This is a genomic window from Oribacterium sp. (genome assembly GCF_057249185.1).
Genome location: NZ_DBHIGR010000082.1, coordinates 1 through 9,345, shown reverse-complemented (window position 1 = coordinate 9,345; position 9,345 = coordinate 1). Strand labels below are relative to the sequence as shown.

Sequence of the window (9,345 nt, the reverse complement as noted above, 5' to 3'; positions counted from 1 at the left end):
AGAATATCATTTAAGGCATGAGCAATATCATCCGTATGGCTGAGAATGCTGTGGTAGCGGATTCCCTGTTCGGAAATACGGGAAAAAGCAGGCTGTAAATTGGTTAAAAGCTCAGACTTTAACTGAGACTCCACCTCTTCCTTCTTATAATCTCCTTCTACATTGCCCGCAAGATTCCTATAGAAGAGTACAGGGTCCGTAATCTTATAAGCATATTCTCCGTGACAGCGAAGGGAAATCTCTATGTCCAGATTAATGTTGGGATCCACCGCTCTAAAAGGAATGGGGTTTACGGTACCGTATTTATTGCCCACAATATCCTTGAGATTAATGAAATAAATGCGTTGATCCTTTGCCGTGTCTCCGCCGAAGCTCAAACGCTTCATAAAGGTCTTAAAGCTTTCTACTACGCTTTCGCCCAGTGGGCCGTAGAAAATACTGGGTTCCGTGGAGGAATCGAAAACAAACTCTCCTGCCTCTGCAGACAGTTCCACGATGGCACCCTGCTCCACAATCAGCATACACTGTCCTTCGTTTACGGCAATGACAGCACCGTTGGAAATAATATTGTCTGAAGCTCGAGTATTGGAACTGTTTTGTCCAATTCTCTTCTGCCCCTTGGTCATGAGGGTATCATTGTCTAAGGAAGAACAATAGAAATACTCTCTCCACTGATCTGCTAAAACGGAAATTCCCGCTTCTTTACCTGCTTTTATCAATCCCATAGACTCACTCCTTTATGGTAAGCAAATTCATTTTTGTCCCTCTAAGACTACCATATTTTCCTCTAAAGGGAAAGAAAATCCCTTTCCAATCTTGACAAAGTTTTAGCGTAACAGGTAAAATGCAGGAGTAAATAAATTGCTTGAAAAAGCATTCAGGAGAAAGAGGGATAGGAAATGAAGCACATTATTACCTTAAGCACCAGAGATTTAGAGAAGAGCGTTGAGCACGGCGGATGTGGAGAGTGTCAAACATCTTGTCAATCTGCTTGTAAGACCAGCTGCGGTATCGCAAATCAAAACTGCGAGAACGAAAACAACTAAGGATTTCTCAGAAGAAGGAGCTGTGTGCAGACACAGTTCTTTTTTTTCGCCATTGATAGATACATTATCTTTATGCATTGATTTTATTGATACTGATATGGTTTATGTATTGATATGGTTTATATGTTGATATGGTTTATGTATTGATTTGATTTATACATTCGTTTTATAGAAGGAAGGGTAAATGATTCACCAGTATTTGATGAACGGACGACATATTGTTTTGGATGTATATAGCGGAAGCATCCACGTTACGGATCCTATGGCCTACGCTGCCATCGGCTATTTGGATAAAGGGCTTTCCAGAGAAGAAACACTGAAAAAGCTTAAAGCGGAATTTCCTGAGAGCACCGAGCAGGACTTTCAGGATTGCTTTTCGGATATAGACGAATTGGTTGAGAGCAAGAAGCTTTTTACCAAGGACAACTATGGGCCTTTAGCGGGAAAATTAAAGTCCCACAGCGGCAATGTGATTAAGGCTCTTTGTCTTTTGGTAGCCCACAGCTGTAACCTGGCTTGCTCCTACTGCTTCGCCTCCCAAGGGCATTATCACGGAGAGTCGGGACTGATGAGCTTTGAAACCGGAAAAAGAGCCCTGGATTTCCTCATTGAGAATTCCGGTACCCGCCGTAACTTAGAGGTGGATTTCTTTGGCGGTGAGCCTTTGGTAAACTTCCAGGTTTGTAAAAACCTTGTTGCCTATGCCCGCTCCATCGAGAAGGAAAAGGGAAAGAATTTCCGTTTCACCCTAACCACCAACGGCGTAGGCCTTACGGAAGAAATCATGGATTGGGCAAATGAAGAATGTCATAACGTGGTTTTAAGTCTGGATGGACGAAAGGAAGTCAATGACCGTTTTCGTGTAGACCGAAAGGGAAAGGGAAGCTACGATCAAATCGTCCCCAAGTTCCAGCGTTTTGTGGAAAAGCGTGGAGACAAGGAGTACTACATGAGAGGAACCTTCTCCCATTTTAATACGGATTTTACGGAAGATATTGCCCACATGGCCGATGAGCTGGGCTTTAAAGAACTGTCCATGGAGCCGGTGGTTTTAAAGCCGGGAGAGCCCTCCGCCCTAACCGAGGAAGATTTGCCCATCCTCTATGAGCAGTATGAAAAGCTGGCTTTAGACCTGCTTCGCAGAAAAAAGGCGGGGGATCCTGTAACCTTCTACCATTATATGGTGGATCTGGACAGAGGCCCCTGCATTTATAAGAGAATTTCCGGTTGCGGTTCCGGAACCGAATATATGGCGGTTTCCGCCCAGGGTGAGCTCTATCCCTGCCACCAGTTCGTATCCGATAAGGAATATAAGCTGGGAGATATTTGGAACGGCATTACCAAGGAAGAAGCCAGAGAAGAATTCCGAAATACCAATGTCTATACCAGAGAGGACTGCGGAAAATGTTGGGCTAAGCTTTACTGTGCCGGAGGCTGTGCGGCAAATGCCTACCACTCCACCGGAGACATTGCCGGCACCTATGAGTATGGCTGTAAGCTCTTCCGAAAGAGAATGGAATGCGCCATTATGATGAAGGTGGAGGAGTCCTTGATGGAGCAATAGCATTTCTTATATATTGTTCAAGATGTATTTCTCCACCATCACTGCTACGCCATCTTCGTCATTGCTGAGCGTGATTTCGTCGGCTATTTCCAAAACATGCTTTTGAGAATTGGCCATGGCAATGCCTTTTCCGGAATACTCCAGCATGGTCAGGTCATTTCCTCCATCCCCAAAGGCCATCAGCTCTTCTCTCTTCCAACCCTTTTTCTCCAAGAGTCTTTTTAAGGATTCTCCCTTGTCTACTCCTACGGGGCAGATTTCCAGGAAAAAGGGTTCGGAAAAGAAGATGCTTAATTCTTCCCCGTATTCCTTTTCCAGTCTTTCCTTTAAGGGAATCAAATCTTCATGCTCTCCCAAAGCCAGAAGTTTACAAACTTCCTCCGATAAGGCATTAGGAAAATCCTCTACCTTTCTAAAGGGCATCTTGTTGATGGTGCTTTCTCTATCCATATAGGGAAATTCCGGCCGTTCTGTCACAATCTCCTTCCCCTGATAGGAAAGGAGGCCTAAATCCGCCTCTCTTACCACTTGAGCGATAGGAGCATAATACTTCCGGGGAATTGTCTTCTCAAACAAAACCTCCTTGGTCTTACAATCCATACAGAGACTTCCGTTATAGGAAAGAACATAGCCCCCCAGTCTTTCCAGCTCTAAAGCTTCCCAAACCTCGGACATGCCATAGGTCGGTCTTCCGGAAGCAAGTATAATGCTGACGCCCCTCTTGATAGCCTCCTGCAAGGCTTTTTTGTTTCTTTCACTGACTTTCTTTTCCGAATTGGTCAATGTTCCATCCAAATCCAATGCTATTGCTTTAAACATATTGTTCCCTTCCTCATCTCCCGGTATGTTCTTTTCCCTTTTCTATCATGATTATTTTCTGATAACGCTTTATGCAATATCGGCAACCCCATTTGTTTTCCTTTTGACAGTATTATTTTTCATATTACCTTTTATCTTATATCGGCAAACCCGTGTCCTCTCTTATATCTCATTCTTCCCGGAAAGTAAAGAAAACTTAAATTTATTATTTTTTTATATTCTTCTCCCGAACTTTATCTTGCATTTTCCTCTCCACTTTGCTAGTATTACAGAACAAAATTTCATAGCTTATTCAGAGTCGGTGGAGCTACATAGGAGCTAAGAAGCCGCAGCAACCCCGGAAACGGAAGGTGCTAACCTGAGCGAACCATTTGTTTCGATCAATAAGAAGATTATCGACCATTGGCGAGCCCAATGGTTTTTTTATGTCTTTTCAGAGCTTTCTCCCACTCTGTATGCAAAATAGAAAGGATTATATTTATGTTATTTTCATCAGAACAGGTTTCCAACGGACATCCGGATAAAATTTGCGATCAGATTAGTGATGCCATCGTTACAGACATTTTAAAGCACGATCCCAAAGGAAGAATTGCTGCAGAATGTTGCATTAAAGACTATGATATCGTGATTTTGGGAGAAATCACCAGCAGCCATACCCCCGACTACGATACTCTTTGCCGAAACGTGTTGAAGAATATCGGTTTGGAGGACTTGGATCGCTATAAGATTCAGGAGTTGATTTCCGTACAGTCTCCCGATATTGCTATGGGTGTAGACCATGACGGCGCCGGAGATCAGGGAATGATGTTCGGTTTTGCTACCAATGAGACCAAGGAAATGCTTCCTATCCCCTATGTTTTATCCACCAGAGCTTTGCAGAAGCTCCGTGCCTTTAATCTGGAAAATGCCTTTTCTATTTTAAAGCCGGATGCTAAGGCCCAGGTAAGCTATGATTACAAGGAAAATCGCATTGATACCTTCCTGATTTCTTCTCAGCACAGTGAATCTGTTTCCCTGTCACAGGTTCGGGAGATTATTCAGAAAATCATGGTGGAAACCGCTGCGGAAATGAATTTAAATACCGACTTCCGCATCTTGGTAAACCCCACCGGACGTTTTGTTCTCGGTTCCTCCTTTGCAGATTCCGGTCTTACAGGACGTAAGATTATTGCCGACACCTACGGCGGCGCTGCTCATCACGGCGGCGGCGCATTTTCCGGAAAGGATCCTTCCAAGGTAGACCGTTCTGCAGCCTATATGGCCAGAAAGATTGCAAAGGACCTGGTTTCTGCCGGAAAGACCGACAGATGTGAGGTACAGCTGGCCTATGCCATCGGTGTTGCAGAGCCTGTATCTGTGTATCTGGACTGCTTTGGTACCGAGCATGAAAATGTTGGGGACCTTTGGCGTTCCGTAATCGAAAAGTACGACCTTACTCCAAAGGGTATTATTTCCAACTTAAATCTTTTAAATACAGACTATAATCTGGTTTCTTCTTACGGACACTTCGGTAAGGAAAACCTGCCATGGGAAATCTAAGCAAATGTCTAAGGATTTACATTTCACAGAAAATAAAAATAAGAGCGGAAAGTCCTTTATAGGCGCCCTCTTTCAGAAGAAACAAAAGCTTGCAACAGAAAAAGGCAGTCCCAAAAGACTGCTTTTTTCTCATCATTTTTTTCCACTGATTCTTTTCGGAATCGTCTTACAATGCCTTCTGTTTCTTCTTCCCGTCTTGCTCTACAGCTATAAAAGTCCGAAGCTCTTGCTGCCAACTTCTCCCCTACTGTGCTTGTTCTTCTTTTTTACTGTTCTTCCACTGCTCTACGGGGGACTGGGACTTTTAACTTCCTACGCCAAGAAACTGGCAGTATTTGAGCTGTTTCGTAAGGGGACTATAGTGATATTTCTTCTTTCACTACTCTCTTCCCTTCCTCTATTTCTTCATCCCCTCTACTGCTCAAGAACTTCCGCCCTTCTATCCAAGGTAGATGTTCAGGAGGCGAATTTTCTTAGTCCTTATAGCGAAAGTCTTCCGGACAGTTCCCGGGAAGCCATTGAAAAAGCCCTTCGTATTTTTCCGGATACGCCCCTTTATGAAATGAGCTTTTTCCACTATGGAGAGGGAAATATAGAGCAATTCCAGTACCAGTTTTTCTTTACTATTGATAATATGGAAGACAATATAAAGCTACTGGAAAAGAAACTTCCCTTCCAACAAAAAGTGGAGGAAGAGAATATATTCTATGGAAACGGCAAGCTTTCCAAAGAAATGTATTTCGATATTAGTGTCGATAAGAAGGGCGGAAAAACGGAATTCAGCTTTAGTAATCTTCCTTTTTAAAATTAATGAGCAATCAGAAAAATAAATCGTTTTCCGGCAGTATAGGCCTGAAAAAGGGGTAGTCTGAGCCCGTGGGTACTTGCGAAAAACAAGAGAAACGCAGTTTTTCGCTTAGTATCCCCTACGAGGCGAAGCTAGCGAGAGCGTGCCCACTTTCAGGCCTATGCTGTACGGAAAACGTTTTTGATTTCTTTAGATGCTCACAAAAGGAAGGTTCCTATACGCATTACTCTGTTTCCGCCGCTCCATCTTCTCCTTCATCTTCTATAGAAATATAGTGTAGATGAAGAATTACCTTCGCTGTCTTTCCTTTGATGATTAAATCCGGAAAACTTAGTTCTACGGTCGCATTTTTCTCTTCTTCTCCTTCTCCGTTTTCAGGATTTCCTTCTTCGGAGACTTTTTTCTCTGTCTTATCAGGAATATAGCGTAATTCCACCTTTACAGGCTTTTCATTTTCATTTTCCGCTTCTCCAAGCAGTAAAGACGGATTTTTCTCTATCGCGTCAAAATAATCAATATTTACATCCCCGTCCTTTTCAAGAACTTCTCCGGAAAGAATTGCTTCTTTTTCCAGATTGATTGTATCTTCCAGAATGTACTCCCCATCATAAAGAAGTTCTACGGAAGCAGGGATTTTTCCTTCATCCATAACTTCTTTTAATTGAATATCCTTATATCTCCAAGCATCATAGTTTTTTGGAAGCTGTTTATCATCTAATTGGAAATCCCAAACAGAGCGATTTGCATCATACACAGCTTCTACAAGGAGCTTTTTCTCCCGAAGCAGCTCTGCTTTTGTGATGGCTTTCCCTGTTTCTACAACACGGTAGACAAAATGCTCCTTATCTGTCGAAAGGGTTTTCACCTCTCCATCTTCATAGGTCAGACGAATCTCATCCGCATAAGCCCATCTATACTCCTTTTGCACCTGAATAAAGCTTGGGAGCTTAATCAAAGAGTCTTCGTTTTGGAAATATACCGGAAAAGTTGTTCCAATCTCCGGTAAGGGACTTCCCTGTTCTTTATCCACGGTAATGCCATACTTAGCAAAGTCTGCATAGGGAACATCCTGTTTGCTTCCGTCTGCAAAATGCAGATCAAGAATGGTATCGGAAATATCTAAGCTCTCTCCTACCGCTCTGGCATTTGGTTTTCTGCTAAAATCAAAATAGGCAATTTTTTGTTCTTTTCCGTCTTTTTTCAGCTTTCTGGAACGAGCAAGGGCATTGTCCACTGCGCTGACCTCCCCCAGTGTGGACTGGGTTGCGGAAGCTACCGCATCATAGGCTTCACCCTTTTTCTCCTTCAGGTTTTTCTCCAGCTCTTTTACATCCTCTAAGCCTTTAAGATAATCAAAAATCTTAAAGGTCTTGTCCTGATAGCTGTCATCTTCCGTGTATTTCACATTGCTGACTTCGGCAATCTTTCCATCCTTAATGCTGACTTTTACAATGTCGGGACCGGTTTGCTCATAATATCTTGACCAAGTTCCCGTACCGTAGAAAACACCGTCTGCAAGCAAGGATTCCGCCTTCTTATCCGGATTTTCTTTTCCTGTTTCCACTTTAGGATTTTCTGCTTTAGGATTCTCCCGGGGCAGTTCAGTCTTGGAATTTTTCTTGTCTTCCTCACTTACTCCGCTAGAGGAAGCTCCTGTGTTTCCGCTTGCTCCGGTATTGCTTCCATTCCTGTTTATATTAGCGCTTCCGTTACTTCCTGCTCCACTGCTTCTTCCGGAGTGACTGCGCGTAGAACTTGTTCTTTCCGGACGAGCTTCCGTATTTTCAATCGTTCTGGAAACACCCTTTACATCGGATTTTTTTGTGATAAAGCCTTTTCCTTCAACGAACTGCACTACACCGTTCACAGTCCATTGTCCCTCTGCATTTACGGTATAACCATCCTTGCTAATGCCGTTTTGCAGGAGAATTCCCTTTTTCTCACCTTCTTCTTCAAAATAATAGCAATATCCGTCAATCCATTGCCAGGACCGAAGCTCCTGCCCCTCTGTAGGGCTTCCCTCTCGATTATCATAAAAACGATAGGCCCCCTTACTGTCTTGATGCCAGCCCCTGGCCATAGAACCCTCTACCGCCTCATTTTTATTTTGAAAATAATAGTTAACGCCCTTAATTTCTTGACTTCCCAGAAGCATCTCTCCTGTGTCCTTAGAAAGATAATACCAATTTCCCTTATCCAAAAGCCAATCCTTTACAGGCTTGCCCTCTTTCTCATAGAACCATTTTCCGTTTACGGCTTTCCATTCACCGGAATTTCCTGCCTCTGCAGCAAAAGCTTTTCCCTGCACCAGAATTGTGGGCAAAACAAAAGCAAGGGATAGAATAACCCCTTTCGTCATCTTCTTCATTTTAAACCTCTTTTCAAAACTGTGATTTACGACTCACGTCCAGGTTTATTTTTTTAACGCCCCTTACCATGCTTTCCGGTTTATCCAAAAATGAAGTTAGTTCTTAGCTTTTCTCTGCCGGCATATTCTAAAAATGATAAGAAATCATTTGAATAGAAAAGTTAGTTGAACTTGCCTGTTTCAATTATTATTATTTAAATCGGTTAGCCATATCTACCCAAGCAGTATAATGCTGTTTTTAAGAATAATAAATAAAATCTTCGTTATGAATCACATTAATATATTTTATATTTCATTTTCCCGAATAGCTTGAAAGGAAGCCTTGCTCTCTAAAGAAGATGTGTGCACTCGAAAGGAAGCCTTGCTCTCTAAAGAAGATGTGCATTAGAGAAATCCTCTGAAAATCTCTTTAGATTTTGATATGGAATTTTTATTGTTATTCTTTCTTCATTTTTGTTATGATGATATAAGTTAGATAATTCTAACTCAAGCGATTGGAAGAGCTTATCGACTCTACTCTTATGGATAAGCAGATAGAAAAGTCCCCTTAAGGAGGAAGCTATGAGAGAAAATTTTCAAAATATTGATGGAAAGAAATTGGAAATCGTACACGAAATAAAGTCCGCCTATGATGAAGGAAAGCTTAGTTTGGAAGAGGCCAGAAAAGCGCTAAAGGATAGGGTACAACATTTGGCTCCTTATGAAATTGCCATTATCGAGCAGGAAATGGTGGAGGAAACCGAGGATGAATGTGTAAAGGAAGACATTCAGGCCATGCTGGAGGTTTTTCAGGATGTATTGGTCACAAAGGAGCAGTCTCTTCCGGAAAAACATCCTATCTCCTGCTATCGTAGAGAAAATGCCAAAATGAAGGAATTGCTGCTTTCCGTTGAGGATTTGGTGCAGTATCCTGTCATTAAAAATCAATGGTTGGAGCTTTACGAGGAATTGTTAAAGTTCAAAATTCATTTGTCCAGAAAGCAAAATCAGCTCTATCCGGTTTTGGAGAAAAAGGGTTTTACCCGTCCTACCACTACCATGTGGACGCTGGATGACTTCATTCGGGATGAAATTGCAGAATGCTACAAGCTTCTTTTGGAGGATAAGGAAGAGGAATTTATCGGAAAGCAGGCAGAGCTTGTGGCGGATGTTCGGGATTTGATGGACAAGGAAGAAAATATCCTCTACCCCACCTCCTTGG

The 9,345-nt window shown here is 42.5% G+C and carries 8 protein-coding genes and 1 riboswitch; of the genes, 5 read left to right on the top strand and 3 right to left on the bottom strand.

Translation table 11 applies throughout. The features are described from left to right. The coding region (locus ACO4PX_RS06020; protein ID WP_485571984.1) for an SPFH domain-containing protein at window positions 1-725 on the bottom strand (725 nt) is incomplete at its 3' end. Between the two features lie 174 nt (window positions 726-899). Between ACO4PX_RS06020 and scfA the strand changes: the two genes are divergently transcribed. Further along, window positions 900-1,046, top strand: coding sequence for a six-cysteine ranthipeptide SCIFF (scfA, locus tag ACO4PX_RS06015; RefSeq protein WP_007155875.1), 147 nt, complete (start codon window positions 900-902; stop codon window positions 1,044-1,046). Between the two features lie 184 nt (window positions 1,047-1,230). Beyond that, window positions 1,231-2,610: a thioether cross-link-forming SCIFF peptide maturase gene (gene scfB / locus ACO4PX_RS06010; RefSeq protein WP_485571983.1), complete on the top strand. Its 1,380-nt coding sequence runs from the start codon at window positions 1,231-1,233 to the stop codon at window positions 2,608-2,610. A gap of 6 nt (window positions 2,611-2,616) precedes the next feature. On the opposite strand, the gene ACO4PX_RS06005 is transcribed toward scfB, so the two are convergent. After that, window positions 2,617-3,429: a Cof-type HAD-IIB family hydrolase gene (locus ACO4PX_RS06005; RefSeq protein WP_485571982.1), complete on the bottom strand. Its 813-nt coding sequence runs from the start codon at window positions 3,427-3,429 to the stop codon at window positions 2,617-2,619. Between the two features lie 285 nt (window positions 3,430-3,714). Beyond that, window positions 3,715-3,819: riboswitch (SAM riboswitch) on the top strand. 90 nt (window positions 3,820-3,909) lie between these two features. Here ACO4PX_RS06005 and metK point away from each other — a divergent pair. Both metK and ACO4PX_RS05995 read left to right on the top strand, forming a co-directional pair. Continuing rightward, window positions 3,910-4,968, top strand: a complete 1,059-nt coding sequence (gene metK, locus ACO4PX_RS06000) for a methionine adenosyltransferase (protein ID WP_485571981.1) — start codon at window positions 3,910-3,912, stop codon at window positions 4,966-4,968. Window positions 4,969-4,972: 4 nt separating this feature from the next. Continuing rightward, window positions 4,973-5,773, top strand: coding sequence for a hypothetical protein (locus ACO4PX_RS05995; protein ID WP_485571980.1), 801 nt, complete (start codon window positions 4,973-4,975; stop codon window positions 5,771-5,773). A gap of 226 nt (window positions 5,774-5,999) precedes the next feature. Here the strand turns inward: ACO4PX_RS05995 and ACO4PX_RS05990 are convergent, their stop codons facing one another. Beyond that, entirely contained in the window at window positions 6,000-8,144 is a 2,145-nt protein-coding gene (locus tag ACO4PX_RS05990) for a hypothetical protein (protein WP_485571979.1), read from the bottom strand. 561 nt (window positions 8,145-8,705) lie between these two features. Between ACO4PX_RS05990 and ACO4PX_RS05985 the strand changes: the two genes are divergently transcribed. Further along, window positions 8,706-9,345 (top strand): hemerythrin domain-containing protein (locus ACO4PX_RS05985; RefSeq protein ID WP_485571978.1); only part of this gene is annotated, 640 nt, incomplete at its 3' end.